This window comes from Corynebacterium sp. HMSC08F01 (genome assembly GCF_001807545.1).
GTDB lineage: Bacteria > Actinomycetota > Actinomycetes > Mycobacteriales > Mycobacteriaceae > Corynebacterium > Corynebacterium coyleae.
Genome location: NZ_KV789314.1, coordinates 22528 through 37367, shown reverse-complemented (window position 1 = coordinate 37367; position 14840 = coordinate 22528). Strand labels below are relative to the sequence as shown.

Here is a 14840-nt window from a genome sequence, read left to right as displayed (position 1 = left end):
ACGTATGTCTATCGATAACCTGCGCAACGCACTTCCCGAGTACGCCAAGGACCAGAAGCTCAACCTTGGTTCGCTGACCCGCTCGACCGAGCTGAATGAGCAGCAACTGTGGGGCACGCTCGTCGCCTCGGCGGCCGCGACCCGCAACGCAACCGTCATCTCCGAGATCACCGACGAGGCCAAGGAGCACCTCTCCGAGGAGGCCATCGACGCAGCCTTCGGTGCGGCCACTGTCATGGCGATGAACAACGTCGCGTACCGCGCTAAGGGCTGGCTTGGTGACGACTACGCCAACGTGAAGTTCGGCCTTCGCATGAACATCATCTCCAAGCCGGGGGTAGAAAAGGCTGACTTCGAGCTGTGGTCGCTCGCCGTTTCCACCATCAATGGTTGCGAGCACTGCGCCGTCGCCCACGCCAACACCGTCCGCGAGGAAGGCCTGACCAAGGAGCAGGTCTGGGAGTCCATCAAGGTTGCCGGTGTTGTCCAGGCTGTTGCCCAGACGATCACTATCGAAGACGCACGCTAAGCCACTAGCGCGTATCGACGATTAAACGCCGCTGGCCCCGAACCTTTCTGTTCGGGGCCAGCGGCGTTTCGTCGTTAGGCAGAGCGCTCTACATGGGGCTGAGCACCTTGGTGGTCAGGGAGAACAGGTCCTTCGGATCATCCGGATCGGCGACCAACTCAATATAGGTCTGGAAGTCGGTGCCAGCAGTCGAGTCGCGCAGGTAGCGCAGGGCGGAGAAGTCCTCGATTGCGAAGCCGACCGAGTCGAACAGTGTGATCTCCTCATCGCTAGAGCGGCCCGGGACCTTGCCTGCGATGACCTTCCACAGTTCGACGACCTCGAAGTCCTCGCCCTTGTTTTGGATCTCGCCCTCGATGCGGGTCTGGGGAGGGAATTCGACGAACACGGTGGCGTCGTCAAGAATGCGCGGATCAAGCTCCGTCTTGCCCGGGCAGTCACCACCCACACCATTGATGTGCACACCAGGGCGAACCAGGGAGTAATCCAGGATGGTGTTTTGCGCCTTGTCGGCGGTGCAGGTCGTAATGATGTCTGCGCCTTCGAGCGCATCCTCAACGCTGTCGGCGATGTAGACCTCGATGCCGAGCGGCTCGATATTGCGGCGGAACTTCTCCATCGCGTCCGGGTCGATGTCGAAGATGCGGACCTTCTCGATACCCAATGCCGCACGGAACCCGAGCGCCTGGAACTCTGACTGGGAACCGGAGCCAATCATCGCCATGACTTCAGAGTCCTTGCGCGCGAGGTACTTTGCCGCCATTGCGGAGGTTGCAGCAGTACGAAGTGCGGTGAGCAAGGTCATCTCGGCTTCAAACGTAGGGTAGCCGTTGTCTACGTCAGCCAGGAAACCGAAAGCGGTCACAGTCTGGAAGCCACGAGCCGGGTTCGACGGGTGGCCGTTGACGTACTTGAATCCGTATTCGATTGAGTCGGAGGTGGGCATCAGTTCAATGACACCGATAGGGGTGTGGCTGGCCACGCGCGGAATCTTGTCAAATTCCTCCCAGCGGACGAAGTCCTTTTCGATGTATTCGAGGATGCCGGCGATGATCTTCTCCACACCGTGGTGGTCGATCCAGCGGCACATGTTGGTGACGTCGACAAGTTGAGTCATACGGAAACTTCCTTTCAAAGTAAGAGGGGATTAATGGGTAACGATTGGGGGATCAATGTCGGGTGCTTGTTCACCAGTGACGTGCTCGTAGTTCACGTGCGAACGCGAGATGAATTCAACGCGATCGCGGACCTTGAACCAGCCGAATGCAAGCGCCGGCCACATCAGCAGCGACACAATCAGTGTCCAGGTGCCAATTGGGTAGTCGAAGGCCATGAGCACGACAACCAGCCCAAGGAACAGCAGCGAGACAATATCGGTGAACGGCGAGAATGGTGCGCGGTAATCCGGACGGGTGTACTTGCCCTGCCGGGCCAGCCGCACAAAGCGCATGTGCGACAGGGAAATTGCCGCCCAGGACGCCATCGTGCCAAGTGCCGCGATATTCAACACAACCTCGAACGCTGCCTCCGGCACGAAGTAGTTGAGCACAACGCCGAACAGGGCGACGCCGGTGGTCATCAGAATGCCACCGTAGGGCACACCACCCTTGGTGACCTTGCCTGCCCACTGCGGTGCGGAACCGGCCTTGGACAGCGAGTACATGATGCGGCCCGTGGAGTAGAGGCCGGCGTTCAGGGAGGACAACGCAGCGGTGATGACCACCAACTGAGTGATAGGACCGGCGTACGGCACGCCGATGGAGTTGAAGAAAGTCACAAACGGTGACTCGTCACCGGAGTACTGGGTGTACGGCAGCAGCATGCACAGCAGGAGCACGGAGCCGAAGTAGAACACCAGCAGGCGGAAGACAACAGCATTAATCGCCTTCGGGATGTCCTTACGGGGGTTCTTTGCCTCACCAGAGGTCGTGCCCAGCAGCTCGATACCTGCGTAAGCGAACACGACGCCTTGGATCACGATCAGTGCCGGCAGTACGCCGTTCGGGAACCAGCCACCGTGATCGGAGATGAGCGTCAGGCCAGTCAGATCACCACTCGGATTGCCGAAGATGACCATGAAGATGCCGACCGCGAGGAACGTGAGCAGGAACGCCACCTTGATCAGGGAGAACCAGAACTCCATCTCGCCAAAGAACTTCACCGAGACGAGATTCATCCCCGTCACAAGAGCGATGATCGCAAGTGCGATGACCCACTGCGGAATGTCGTTAATCCAACCGTAGAACTGGCCGAACCAGCGGATGTAGATCGCAAGCGCTGTCGCGTCAGCAACGGCGGTCGCTGCCCAGTTGAACCAGTACAACCAGCCCGAGACGTATGCGGCCTTCTCGCCAAAGAACTCGCGAGTGTAGGACACGAACGAACCCGAGGTTGGACGGTGGACAATGAGCTCACCCAGACTCCGCAGGATGAGGTATCCGATGAAACCGCAGAGCAGGTACATCAGGGCTAGCGACGGTCCGGCGGCCTCAAGGCGCGAACCTGCGCCAAGGAACAGACCGGTACCGATCGCCGAGCCAATTGCGATCATGTTGATCTGACGGGTGGACAGCCCTTTCTGCAAGCCGGCATCTTCGTCAGGAATGACGCCAGCTTTAGGACGAGTTGATGCTTCCGATGGTGGTGGTTTCGTAGTCATCGGGTTCTCCCAGGGTTGTGTCGGTTAGTGGGGGACTAGTTCCTGATGCCGGCCGGGTCGTGGATGACGCCGAAACGGTGCAGGGTTGCGGAGATGGCCTGCTCCAGTAGGTACGGGAGCAACTCACGTCGACCGTCGATGAGCGCCGGGCTATCAAAAACGGCGGTGGTGATGTCGCCGTAGATGTCTGCTGGGGCATCACCGATAACGCGGATGCGCGACGGGGTGCCTTCCACACGGTTCGCATCGACCGTGATCGCAGCAGCCTCCAGATCCGAGGCGATTTCCGCAGGAGCAACGACACGGATCTCGGAGCCGGTGATCGCTGCTGCGAGCAGCTGGCGGTAGACATCGCGCAAGCGGTAGTTCTCACCGACGTAGATCACGACCGGCTCGAGCGTGTTGCGGTAACGGAAGATGTTCGCCTCCGAGCGAAGACCAGAGTGGTCGTGACCACGACCGAACTCGCGGTCCCATGCGCGCTGGTCGTACTCAGCAGCACGGGAGAGCCAGCCGTAATCCTCTGCATCGACGTTCGGGCGGAACACCTCCAGCAGCTCCTGGATATCGGCGGAGATGCTCACGCCCGGCGACGGAGCCACACCATCACGGTCACGCCACGTGCCCATCTGTGCCACATAGTTCGGGCCACCAGCCTTCGCGCCTGGGCCGACCGAGGACTTCTTCCAGCCACCGAACGGCTGACGCTGCACGATTGCACCGGTGATACCGCGATTGACGTAGACGTTGCCAGCTTCCACACGGTCGAGCCAGGTATTGATCTCATCGCCGTCAAGGGTGTGAATACCCGCAGTCAAGCCGTAGCCGGTGGAGTTCTGCCACTCAATAGCCTCATCGAGGTCCTTGGCGTGCATGATGCCCAGGACCGGTCCGAAGCACTCGTTCTGGTGGTACCAGGAGCCAGGCTTAACGTTGTCGCGGATACCGGGGCTCCAGAACTTGCCTTCATCATCGAGCTTCTTCGGCTGGAGCAACCACTTCTCGCCCGGTTCGAGCTTGGTCAAACCGCGCTGCAGCTTCTCGCCCGGAGCTTCAATCAAGCCGTTCATCGTGGTGGAGAGCTCGGTGCCTGGGCCGACCACGAGAGTGGAAGCAGCGTCAAGGAGCTGGCCACGAATACGCTCAGACTCGGCCGCGGAGCCGACGAGAATTGCCAACGACGCAGCGGAGCATTTCTGGCCGGAGTGGCCGAACGCCGACAGGTACAGGTCGTTGATCGCCAGATCCGGGTCGGCGGACGGCGTGATGATGATGGCGTTCTTGCCCGAGGTCTCAGCCATGACGTTAAGTTGCGGGTTCCACGACTTAAACAGCTGGGCGGTCTCAGATGCGCCGGTGAGGATGATGGCATCCACGGCGTCGTCGGTAAGCAGTGCCTTGCCCGCCTCACCTTCGTCAGCGCGAACGTACTGCACCGTATCCGGGTCGATGCCCTTCTCTGCGAAGATTGCCTGGATACAATCCGCGATCAGCTTGGCACACTGCGTTACCTGCGGTGCCGGCTTCAGAATCACAGCAGAGCCTGCCGCCAACGCCGCCATGACACCACCGGTCGGAATAGCGACCGGGAAGTTCCACGGCGGAACAACCACCGTGAGCTTGTTCGGTTCGAACTCTGCCTCAATGTCGTCGAGGTGACGGGCGCTATCTGCGTAGTAATCGCAGAAGTCGATAGCCTCGGAGATCTCCGGGTCAGACTGGTCGACAGTCTTGCCAGCCTCGTGCGCAGCAACGGAGATGAACTCGCCACGACGGCGCGCGATCTCGTCACCAATTGCCTCGAGCACTTCTGCACGCTCGTTCGCGGACAGCGCGCCCCACGCCTTCTGCGCCTCGAGTGCGCGTGCAATGTTGTCACGGATAGCGGACGGATCAGTGATCTCCTCACCGGTGTCGATCGACGGCGGAGTGCTCAGGTGCTTGATCGCCCAAGCACGGTTAGCCTCAAGGGCAGGATCCGTATCCGGCTCGTTGAAGAATCGGCCGGTCGTAGCGGAAGCATGTGCGACGTGGCGCTCAGTTTCCGTATTACGGTCTTGCGTGCGGTTCGGGCCATTGTGCACGTCCCAACGGTTGCCCACAGCCCAGCGGAAGACGTTCTCTTGCTCCTTAATCGGATCACGGTCCTCAGTCTTCGGAGCGAACAGGGCATGCAGGAAGTTCTGCGGGGCAGCGTTCTCTTCGAGACGACGCACCAGGTAGCTCACCGCCACGTCGAAGTCTTCGCGGCCGACAACCGGGGTGTACAGGATCTGGTCGCCGTACACCTCGCGCACGATCTCTTGCTGCGCAGGGGACATGCCCTGCAGCATCTCAGAGTCGATCATCGCGGTGACACCGCGGCGCTGTGCCAGCTCGTATGCCAACGCAGACGTGAACAGGTTGTGCGAAGCGATACCGATAGAAACCGCATCTGCAAACTCAGGGCGCAGGATGAAATCCAGCAGGCGGTAGTAGTTTGCGTCCACCTCATCCTTGGTCAGGTACGGAGCCTGCTCCCAACCCTTGACTTCAGCGTGGTGGCGTTCCATGGACAGGTTCGCACCCTTGACCAGACGGATCTTGATCTTGGAGCCACCGTCGGCCACACGCTTCTGGGCGAAGTCGGCCAGGTACTCGAGTGCACCAAGCGTGTCCGGCAAGTACGCCTGAAGCACAATGCCGCCCTGGTAGTCCTTGAACTCCTCCTCGCTGAGCAGCTGCGTGAACACGTCCAGCGTGAGATGCAGGTCGTGGTACTCCTCCATGTCCATGTTGATGAACACCTGAGGGCTACGGTCGCGCGCAGCGCGGTACAGCGGGCGGATGCGGTCCTTGACCAATCGAACGCATTCGTCGTAATCCCAGTGGTTGAGCTGCGACACCATCGACGATGCCTTGACGGACACATAGGTAACGCGTGGGTTCTTGATCAAATTGAGGGTGCGTTCTGCACGATCTGTTGCTTCCTTCTCGCCGAGGACGGCCTCACCGAGCAGGTTCAAGTTGAGCTGCTCACCACGCTTCTGTGCGTTGTCGAGAAGCTTGTTCAGTGCGTCACTTTCGGCATCGAGAACCAGGTGGCCAACGAGCTGGCGGAGACGGGCACGTGCCGCAGGAACAACTACGTTTGGCAGGAATGGGCCGACGAAAGCACCAATTCCGACGAGTAGGGAGTTGATCTGGCCGAGGAATCGGGCGTCGACACCGCGCGTGATCGCCCGCAGTGCGTGTGCTGCGACACGGTTGCTTTCCGGGCGCATGACGCGGTCAACGAAGTCCATGGTGAAGCGGACACCGTTTTCGTCGCGAAGCAACTCAGCGAGCTGCTGGGTGGAGGCGTCGTCGGCGTCTGCTTCGGCGGTAGCTTCCATCCAGTGGTAGGCGCGAGCAACAGCTGCCTCGATTACTGCCTCGAGGTCATCGCTATTCGACGGCGCGATCTGGTTGGTGCTCAGTTGTGGCATTTGTGTTCCTTATCACTCATAACTGACCAATGTGACAGGAATTAAGATAAGGCACAACTGCGATTTTCAATGCAATTAGATGCCGTCGCACGAGTCGTGCGAGGAAACCTGCAGCGCACAGCGTTGACGGGTGGGGAAAACGGGGGATAAAAATAACCCCGCCACATGCATAGTGCAGTGACGGGGTTTGAAACGTTGGTGCGTTACAGGCCACCGAACGGGCCGCGCAGCGGGTCGAACGGCTTGATCGTCTCGTCGATCTCGCCGGTCACAATCTGCTTTGCCAGCATCTTGCCGGACAGCGGGCCCAGGATGATGCCCCACATGCCGTGACCACCGTTGGTGTACACGTTTGGCACCTTCGTCGCGCCAACCAGTGGGAGACCGTCCGGAGTGACCGGGCGGGAACCGACCCACTCGTCCTGGCGATCTTCCCAGTCGATGCCACGGAAGAACGGCTTCGTCGAGTGAATCATCGAGGTAATACGGCCTGGCTGGAACGGCTCATCCGGGCCGCGGAACTCCATCGTGCCTGCGATGCGGAAGCGACCCTGGTACGGGGTGCAGGCGATCTTTGGATCCGGCAGATACACCGGGCAGGTAGCAGGCTCAGCTGTCTCAACCGAGAAGGAGTAGCCGCGACCAGCCTGAATCATCGTGTTCACACCAAGCTGTTTAGCCAAGGACGGAAGCCACGCACCGGTTGCCAAAACAACGTTGTCGGCCTGCAGCCACTCCCCGGTGGAAAGCTTCACGGCTGGCTTGCGGGTGGAGGTGACCTCTACGACCTCAACACCCGTCGTGATCTTGCCACCGCGCTCGATAATCGAATCTGCAATGGCCCGGCAGTACGGACCCGGCTCGATGAAGCGCTGACCGCCCATGCGGTAGGTTGCGCCGACCTTCTCGGTCAGCATCGGGGCGTCAGTGCGGGCGTCGTCAAGCGTGATCTGCTCGAAAGGAATATCTTGGCCGTGACGCTGAGCGCCTTCGACTTCCTTGAGGAAGCCGGCGGCTTTGCCCTCGTTTTCGAAACCGATGATGAACGGACCCTCATGTGTGGAGGCCTTCACACCACCTGCTTCGAGCTCGTCGAAAGCAGCGAGGGAAGCAATATCTGCCTTAGTGAGGCGAGCCATGGTCTTGTCCCATGCGCGTCCCGTCGCGTGTGCCATGAAGTTGGCGCAGAAGCGCCACAGCTTCGGGTCGAAACGCACCGGCACATCCAAAGCAGCGTGCTTATCAAACAGTGCGGTCGGGCCGTATGCCCACAGGCTCGAGTTGGACAGCGGGATCGTCTTGCCCGGTGCCAACCAGCCGGCGTTGCCCCAGGAAGAACCGGCCGCAACATCGATGCGTTCGAGAACTTCCACCTCATGGCCATATTCCTGCAGATGCCATGCGGTTGACAGACCGGTCATGCCGGCGCCGACAACAATTGTGCGCGTCACGTTGTGCTCCTTGTCACGCTAGAACCAAAGTTTGCCCCACACAATCTAGCCGGGGTGGATGTGTTTTGGGGCAAATTAGAACTTTCCGTTTCATGCGAGCACTTCTACTGCCCCCGAACCTCCAACGAGGAGACCCGAACCTCACCCGCTTCATCGGATGCGTCGAGATCCACCACACCGTGAATCTGGAACGCGTTGTCGCCTTCGGGGTCGTTAATAATCTGGGTGACCTGCCAGGATCTGCCGGATTGATCACCGATGTGGAAGAATTCAGGACCGCGTGCGTCTGGGCCAAGATCGACATCGTCGTACTCGTCGAAGTAGTCGTCCATCGCCCCCGGCCAATCCACCCGCTCGTCTGTTTCTAGGTAGTCGAGCATCTCGGCCAACTCATCTTCTTTCTCATAAGCGAACAGTTCGACCATTCGGAAGAAGTAGTTGCGGACCATGATTGTGAACGCACGACGGTTGGCGGTCAGTGCGGATGGGTCTTGTACACCAAACGCCAGCTCTCGGTCGATGGTTTCCTGGCTGACAGGTTCGTCTTCTCCGGTCATGTGCGCCCATTCGTCGATGAGCGACGAGTCCACCTGACGAATCATCTCGCCGAGCCATACGACGATGTCCTCGAGCTCGTCGTTCATGTAGGCATCGGGGATGGAGTAGGAGAGCGTGCGCCAAGCATCGGTGAGGTAGCGAAGCACCACACCTTCGGAGCGCGCCAGCCCATATGTGGAAATGAGATCGGAGAACGTCATTGCGTGCTCGATCATGTCCCGCACCACAGACTTCGGCGACGGCTCGAACTCCTTCGCCCACGGGTTGCCCTGGGTGAAGGTATCGAACGCTTCGTCCAACTCGTCGGCCAATGGCTTCGGATAGGTGACATCCTCAATAATCGCCATGCGCTCGGTGTAGTCAACACCTTCAGCCTTTAGCGCAGCAATTTCTTCTCCACGAGCGGCTTTCTCTTGCGCTTGGAGGAGTTGCCTCGGGTCGTCGAGGATCGCTTCAAATGCTGAGATGACATCAAGGGTGTATGTATCCGATTCCGGATCCAGCAGGGTAAGAAACGCCAGTGCGAACGGAGCGAGAGGTTGATTTAGCGCAAAGTCGCGGTCGAGCTCCTGCGTCAGCGTGTATGGGCGAAACGCGGGAGAGTCCGGAGTACGTTCCACCACTCCAGCGTTAATCAGCCCACGGAATAGCTCCACTGCGGTGAGGATGTCCCTGTTCTGTTTCGCACGGTTGTCGTGGTTGTCGCGCAGTAACTTGCGCATGTGCTCGTAGCCGTCACCAGGGCGTGCCACCACGTTGAGCAGCATCGAGTTGCTCACCTTGAACTGGCTTGTCAGCTCTTCGGGTTCAGCGACCTTCAGACGTTCAAAAGTGTTCTCAGACCAGGAAACTTCACCGTCGCGGGCAGATTTCTTCCGTATCTTCTTGAGTTTCTTAGGATCATCACCCGCCTTGCGGCGCAGCTTTACGTTTTCTATCTCGTGTTCGGGCGCTTCCACCACTACAGTGCCTTCGGTGTCGTAGCCTGCGCGACCTGCGCGGCCTGCGATTTGGTGGAATTCACGCGACTTCAAGATGCGCTGGCGAGTTCCGTCGTATTTGGCCAACCCAGTGATGAGCACTGTACGAATCGGCACGTTAATCCCCACACCGAGCGTGTCTGTACCGCAGATGACTTTCAGTAAGCCGGTTTGGGAAAGCCGTTCGACAAGGCGACGGTACTTCGGCAACATGCCTGCGTGGTGGATTCCGATGCCACGACGCACAAGTTTGGACAGCGTCTTGCCAAACGTGGTGGTAAAGCGGAAATTGCCAATCTCTTCAGCGATCCGCTGCTTTTCCTCATCCGTAATGATTTTCATGCTGGTCAGCGCCTGCGCTCGTTCGGTGGCTTCGCGCTGAGAGAAATGCACAACGTAGATCGGTGCCTTGCCGTCGGCGAGCAGCTCCTCAATCGTCTCGTGCACCGGCGTGAACACATAGTGGAAATCCAGCGGAACGGGACGCTCAGCGCCGCCCACATAAGTGGTGGTGCGCCCGGTGCGTTTCGTCAGGTCCTCCTCGAGCCACGCAGTATCGCCTAGTGTCGCCGACATCAGCAGAAACTGTGCCTTTGGCAACTCGAGGAGCGGAACCTGCCAGGCCCATCCGCGCTCCGGCTCGGAGTAGTAGTGGAACTCGTCCATGACGACTTGGTCGATTCGCGCATGCTCGCCTTCTCGCAGTGCGATATTTGCGACGATCTCCGCTGTGGCTGCAATGATTGGCGCATTGGAGTTCACCGTTGCGTCACCGGTCATCATGCCGACGTTTTCAGCGCCGAAAATCTCGCACAGCGCGAAAAACTTCTCGCTTACCAGTGCCTTAATCGGCGCCGTATAAAACGATCGTTGTCCACGGGCGAGGGCAATGAAATGCGCTGCGTTGGCGACCATGGACTTCCCGGAACCAGTCGGGGTGGCCAAGATAACGTTGTCGCCGGCGAGCAAGGCTAGCGAAGCCTCCTCTTGAGCAGGGTAGAGGCTGATACCGCGGGACTCGGTCCACGAGGTAAACGAGTCCCACACCACGTCCTCGAAGAGGGACTCAGGTGCTTCGGCAATGTCGGAGAGCATATCAGTGAGCGTCACGCTCACCACCGTAGCTGACCGCCCCGACATCCCATCAGCATTTAGGATGTTGCGCCGGTGTCACCTTCGCTGTCGTCGTCACTGTCGCCGTCACCTTCTTCAGCGTCGGGGTCGATGAAGTAGTAGTCACGCAAGCGCCGATCAGTGTTCTCATCGTGAGGCAGGCTGCGCTGTTGACCACGGTTGCGGTCACGGTCCTCTATGGCGGTGAGGTAGTTCTCAAAAGCCTCGCTAATTTCCTCACCAGACGGCATCTGCGCCTCGCCAGGCATCATGGCCTGCGGATGGTGGCGACGGTATTCCTCCATCTCCTGGTCATAGTGTTCCTCCAATGCTTGGACCACATGGGTGATCTCAGCGGAGTTCGTCGTTTGTTCTGCAAGTTGCTGGGAGACCCGCTTCATGTCGCCTTCCAACGAACCAAGCGGGAAGGTCAACGTGGTGGAATCCTCTACCGACTGCAAGAGCTGGAAAGTTGCGTGCGGGTACGGAGAAGCAGCGACATAGTGCGGGACGTGCGCTGTGTAGCCTGCGACATTTCGCCCACGCTTGTGGAGTTCGCGCTCAATGAGAATTGCGGCGGAGCCAGGAACGCTCACCATACCGTCGAAGGTGTACATCGAGCCGACGAGGTCGGTGTCGTTGCCGTGTGCTGATACCACAAGGGGGCGAGTGTGTGGCGCGCCCATAGGGGCAGCGTAGAGGCAGATCGTTTTATCCACGTTGAAACGCTCGACGAGGTCGGCGACTGCATTGCTAAACGCTTCCCAGCGAAGATCCGGTTCAGGCCCGGACAGGAGCAAGAAAGACTTGCCCTTGCTGTCGCGCAGGACCCGCATATCGAGTTGCAGGTCTGCAACGTCTGCGATTTCAGCATGGGCGAGTGTCACCGTTGGGCGTCGTGAGCGGTAGTCGATGAGCTCGTCGTTGCTAAACGTCGCCACCGTATGGGTCTCTAGCGCGGCCTTAAGATGGTCGGCTGCAGACTCAACTGCGTGACCTGCGTCGGCGTAGCCGTGCATGGCAATAATCAGCGCCGGGCCCGATTGGGAGGTGCTGTCCACGGTGGGCGAGGGGTACTCAAGCTCGTACATCTGCTGATCGTAAGTCACGGTTGTAGATCTCCTGAAATGGTATCGCTGATTCCCCCACCACAACGACGGAAGCGAGCAAAACATTCCCCGTTATGTTTTTGGATGGAACCGAACACTGTTTCAGTGCGTCTGATATTTATGACAGACACTCAACCACAAGGAACTCATTCATCGGATGGTGCTGGCGCGGCGCACCACGACACCTACACATTGCAATCGCCCGCGCACTTGATTGCATCACTTCCTGGAACTCTCGGTTACTTTCCAACTGAAACTGTTTCGCTGATCACCTTGCAAGCGCGTCCGGGGGAACCTGACATCTTGGATGTTGGGCCGTACTTATGCTCTGATTTGGGCAGCACAGAGCAGCTTCGCAACATGCTTGAGCAACTGCCAATAACGCAACGTGTGGCGACGTTTGGCGTGATCATTAGCCGAGTCCCTGATTCGGAGATGGTCAAACAGGCCGTTAAGGAGTTGCGAGACAGTTATCAGGGGATTGTGCCACTGGTCGACGCGTGCTGGTTAGTTTCGGAAGTCGCTGATGGCACCCCGTACCGCCTCGCGTTCTCCAACGAGACGGAGAACGCACAGATCTGGGGGTGGGAGGACACATTCGCTTCGGGTACGGTCGCTTCAGTGATCGCGTCGCCGGCGATGCGGCCGTACATCGATAACGGCTTGCTGCCGGAGCTCGATCGCGCGGATACGTTCGAGCACTTCGACCCGCTATTGCTCAGCGATGCTGTGCGTTGCGACGAGGTCGCGCCCGCTGCGTATCGACGAGGCCTTGACCTAATGGATCTGGTCTCAGTGGCACCTGCTCTTGCGCGCCGGGACGTCGAGCGGGCCTGCGAGCTCTTCGTCTCAACGCCAGCGGATTCGATCATTGACGGGGATGGATACGTTGAACTGAGCGATGTGTTTCAGTCGGATGACGAAGTCGAACTTATCGCCGCGATGCTGAGCAGAAGCCGGTTGCGCGACTGCTTAATCGTCGACGCGCTTGCATACCCGTTCGGGGCATCCGCGGTGATGTTGTGTATCGCGAGGAACTTCACCGGAGCCATTCGGGCCAACGCGTTGTGTCTTTGGGCGATGGTTGCCCTTTCCCAACGCTTGTACGCATGGGCGGGCACTGCGTTGCGGTGCGCAGACGAGGAAGTTCCAGGTCATGCGCTGTCGAATCTGCTGCTGCAAGTGATGCTGGCGGGCAAGGCAGAAGAGATTCTTGAAGTGAGCAGTCGAGCATGCAGAGACACGTGGCTCGAATTCGGAGGTTAACGCGCCGAGTGCGAACGGCTTCCCAGTTCGCGGGTGAACGCCCATGCGTCCTCGACGATTCGGCGTAGATCTGTGCGGGTGGGGTTCCAACCAAGCTCACTTTTGATCTTTTCGGACGACGCGATGAGCACAGCCGGATCGCCTGCACGGCGAGGAGCTACCTCAGCTGGGATGGGATGGCCGGTGACTTCGCGACACATCTCCACAACTTCTCGCACCGAATAGCCAGCACCGGAACCAAGGTTATAGATCTTGTGTTGGCCAGGCGTGTTGTTTTCCAAAGCGAGCATGTGGGCGTCGGCGAGGTCGCGGATGTGAATGTAGTCGCGCACGCAAGTACCGTCGTTTGTTGGCCAGTCATCGCCGTACATCATGATCTTGTCGCGGTAGCCCATGGCAACCTGCAACACAATGGGGATGAGGTGGGTTTCAGTGATGTGGTTTTCACCAACACCGTTGTGTGCGCCGGCGACGTTGAAGTAGCGCAGACTCGTTGCGCCGAGGCCGTACGCATTGGCGTAGGACGTGATTGCGTGGTCAATCGCTAGCTTGGAGGCGCCATAGGGATTCGTTGGACGTGTTGGCGCATCTTCGGTAATCGGCACGGTGTCTGGTTCACCGTAGGTGGCAGCGGTCGAGGAAAACACCAGGGATTTCACGTCGTGCTTGCGCATTGCGTCGAGCAACGCGAGTGATACTCCGACATTGCCATGCCAGTACTTGGCGGGATCCTCCATCGACTCGCCGACAAGCGAGCGTGCAGCGAAATGCAGTACGCCATCGACGTCACCGTCAGCCAGTACGTCGTCGATAACATCGACAATGTTTCCCTCAACGAGCACAGCCTGCTCAGGGACAGCGTAGCGGTTTCCAGTGCTGAAATCGTCGATAACGGTGACGTCGTGGCCTGCTTCAAGCAGTGCTTGCGCGCACACACTTCCGACGTATCCTGCGCCGCCTGTGACTACAAGTTTCATGGGGTTTCTCCTCGAAGCGTTAGTTGAGCGGTTCGACGCGCAGCGCGTGTGCTAGCTCAGATGGAAGTACAACAGTTTCTCCGTTGGCGGTCTTGACTTCCAGCGCCCCGTCTTCAAATGGAGTCAACGTCACTTCTTGGCCGACGAAGTGACCGATGCCTGCAAGGGAGACACCGTCTGTCAACGGGACCTGAAGAATTTCCGAAATCTGCACAACACGCGCTCTGGTCGGTTCCTGGATTCGAAGATCGGTCGCTCGAGTTCCGCGTGTCTCGGGCACCCCCTGTGGTGCTCCCAGCTCTTCCAGTGCGGGGATCGGGTTACCAAATGGGGAGTGGGTGGGGTTATCCAACACTGCGACAAGGCGACGTTCGACCTCTTCGCTCATGACGTGTTCCCAGCGACATGCCTCGTCGTGCACTTTCTCAATATCAAGGCGCAGCACGTCGGTCAGAAGACGTTCCGCGAGACGGTGTTTGCGCATCACCGCGGTTGCGAGTGCGCGCCCTTCCTCAGTGAGGGAGAGGGAACGGTCTTGCTCAACAACGATAAGTCCGTCGCGCTCCATGCGTGCCACAGTTTGCGACACGGTGGGGCCAGACTGCTCAAGCCGTTCAGCGATGCGAGCGCGAAGGGGAGTGATGCCCTCTTCTTCCAGCTCGTAGACCGTTCGCAAGTACATTTCTGTGGTGTCGACGAGGTCACGCACGGTTGTTGGTTCCTTCCACTCG

10 protein-coding genes are annotated in these 14840 nt (G+C 59.0%); 2 read left to right on the top strand and 8 right to left on the bottom strand.

Annotated features, from left to right (window positions below; translation table 11 throughout):
• Positions 1 to 4: 4 nt before the first annotated feature.
• Complete coding sequence (locus HMPREF3171_RS06680; RefSeq protein ID WP_070483800.1) at positions 5 to 529, top strand: alkylhydroperoxidase, AhpD family; 525 nt, start codon at positions 5 to 7, stop codon at positions 527 to 529.
• A gap of 88 nt (positions 530 to 617) precedes the next feature.
• Here HMPREF3171_RS06680 and HMPREF3171_RS06675 read toward each other — a convergent pair whose 3' ends face one another.
• From HMPREF3171_RS06675 to HMPREF3171_RS06650, 6 genes are all read right to left on the bottom strand, one after another.
• Positions 618 to 1646, bottom strand: a complete 1029-nt coding sequence (locus HMPREF3171_RS06675) for an ornithine cyclodeaminase (RefSeq protein ID WP_070422346.1) — start codon at positions 1644 to 1646, stop codon at positions 618 to 620.
• Between the two features lie 30 nt (positions 1647 to 1676).
• On the bottom strand, positions 1677 to 3188 hold the full coding sequence (locus tag HMPREF3171_RS06670; RefSeq protein ID WP_083279407.1) for an amino acid permease: 1512 nt from the start codon (positions 3186 to 3188) through the stop codon (positions 1677 to 1679).
• A gap of 35 nt (positions 3189 to 3223) precedes the next feature.
• Positions 3224 to 6655, bottom strand: coding sequence for a bifunctional proline dehydrogenase/L-glutamate gamma-semialdehyde dehydrogenase (locus tag HMPREF3171_RS06665; RefSeq protein WP_070483795.1), 3432 nt, complete (start codon positions 6653 to 6655; stop codon positions 3224 to 3226).
• 203 nt (positions 6656 to 6858) lie between these two features.
• The gene (locus HMPREF3171_RS06660) at positions 6859 to 8106 is read right to left on the bottom strand and encodes an NAD(P)/FAD-dependent oxidoreductase (RefSeq protein WP_083284800.1); all 1248 of its coding nucleotides are present in this window, start codon (positions 8104 to 8106) and stop codon (positions 6859 to 6861) included.
• 104 nt (positions 8107 to 8210) lie between these two features.
• Positions 8211 to 10739 carry a DEAD/DEAH box helicase gene (locus HMPREF3171_RS06655; protein WP_070422404.1) on the bottom strand — a complete coding sequence of 843 codons (2529 nt, stop codon included), beginning with the start codon at positions 10737 to 10739 and terminating at the stop codon, positions 8211 to 8213.
• 56 nt (positions 10740 to 10795) lie between these two features.
• Positions 10796 to 11848 carry a PAC2 family protein gene (locus HMPREF3171_RS06650; RefSeq protein WP_070483793.1) on the bottom strand — a complete coding sequence of 351 codons (1053 nt, stop codon included), beginning with the start codon at positions 11846 to 11848 and terminating at the stop codon, positions 10796 to 10798.
• 36 nt (positions 11849 to 11884) lie between these two features.
• Between HMPREF3171_RS06650 and HMPREF3171_RS06645 the strand changes: the two genes are divergently transcribed.
• Positions 11885 to 13132, top strand: coding sequence for a DUF4192 domain-containing protein (locus HMPREF3171_RS06645; RefSeq protein ID WP_083292015.1), 1248 nt, complete (start codon positions 11885 to 11887; stop codon positions 13130 to 13132).
• Here the strand turns inward: HMPREF3171_RS06645 and galE are convergent.
• Together galE and HMPREF3171_RS06635 are read right to left on the bottom strand one after the other, a co-directional pair.
• Positions 13129 to 14109 (bottom strand): UDP-glucose 4-epimerase GalE, encoded by a 981-nt coding sequence (galE, locus tag HMPREF3171_RS06640; RefSeq protein WP_070422349.1) that lies wholly within the window; start codon positions 14107 to 14109, stop codon positions 13129 to 13131. The genes HMPREF3171_RS06645 and galE overlap by 4 nt on opposite strands.
• A 19-nt stretch (positions 14110 to 14128) precedes the next feature.
• Positions 14129 to 14818 (bottom strand): metal-dependent transcriptional regulator, encoded by a 690-nt coding sequence (locus HMPREF3171_RS06635; RefSeq protein ID WP_070422350.1) that lies wholly within the window; start codon positions 14816 to 14818, stop codon positions 14129 to 14131.
• Positions 14819 to 14840 lie beyond the last annotated feature (22 nt).

Bases quoted from the DNA above. Each gene is read 5' to 3' on its own strand.
- HMPREF3171_RS06655 (WP_070422404.1), bottom strand. From the start codon at position 10,739: ATGCTCTCCGACATTGCCGAAGCACCTGAGTCCCTCTTCGAGGACGTG.
- HMPREF3171_RS06670 (WP_083279407.1), bottom strand. From the start codon at position 3,188: ATGACTACGAAACCACCACCATCGGAAGCATCAACTCGTCCTAAAGCT.
- galE (WP_070422349.1), bottom strand. From the start codon at position 14,109: ATGAAACTTGTAGTCACAGGCGGCGCAGGATACGTCGGAAGTGTGTGC.
- HMPREF3171_RS06675 (WP_070422346.1), bottom strand. From the start codon at position 1,646: ATGACTCAACTTGTCGACGTCACCAACATGTGCCGCTGGATCGACCAC.
- HMPREF3171_RS06645 (WP_083292015.1), top strand. From the start codon at position 11,885: ATGGTATCGCTGATTCCCCCACCACAACGACGGAAGCGAGCAAAACAT.
- HMPREF3171_RS06665 (WP_070483795.1), bottom strand. From the start codon at position 6,655: ATGCCACAACTGAGCACCAACCAGATCGCGCCGTCGAATAGCGATGAC.
- HMPREF3171_RS06650 (WP_070483793.1), bottom strand. From the start codon at position 11,848: ATGTACGAGCTTGAGTACCCCTCGCCCACCGTGGACAGCACCTCCCAA.
- HMPREF3171_RS06680 (WP_070483800.1), top strand. From the start codon at position 5: ATGTCTATCGATAACCTGCGCAACGCACTTCCCGAGTACGCCAAGGAC.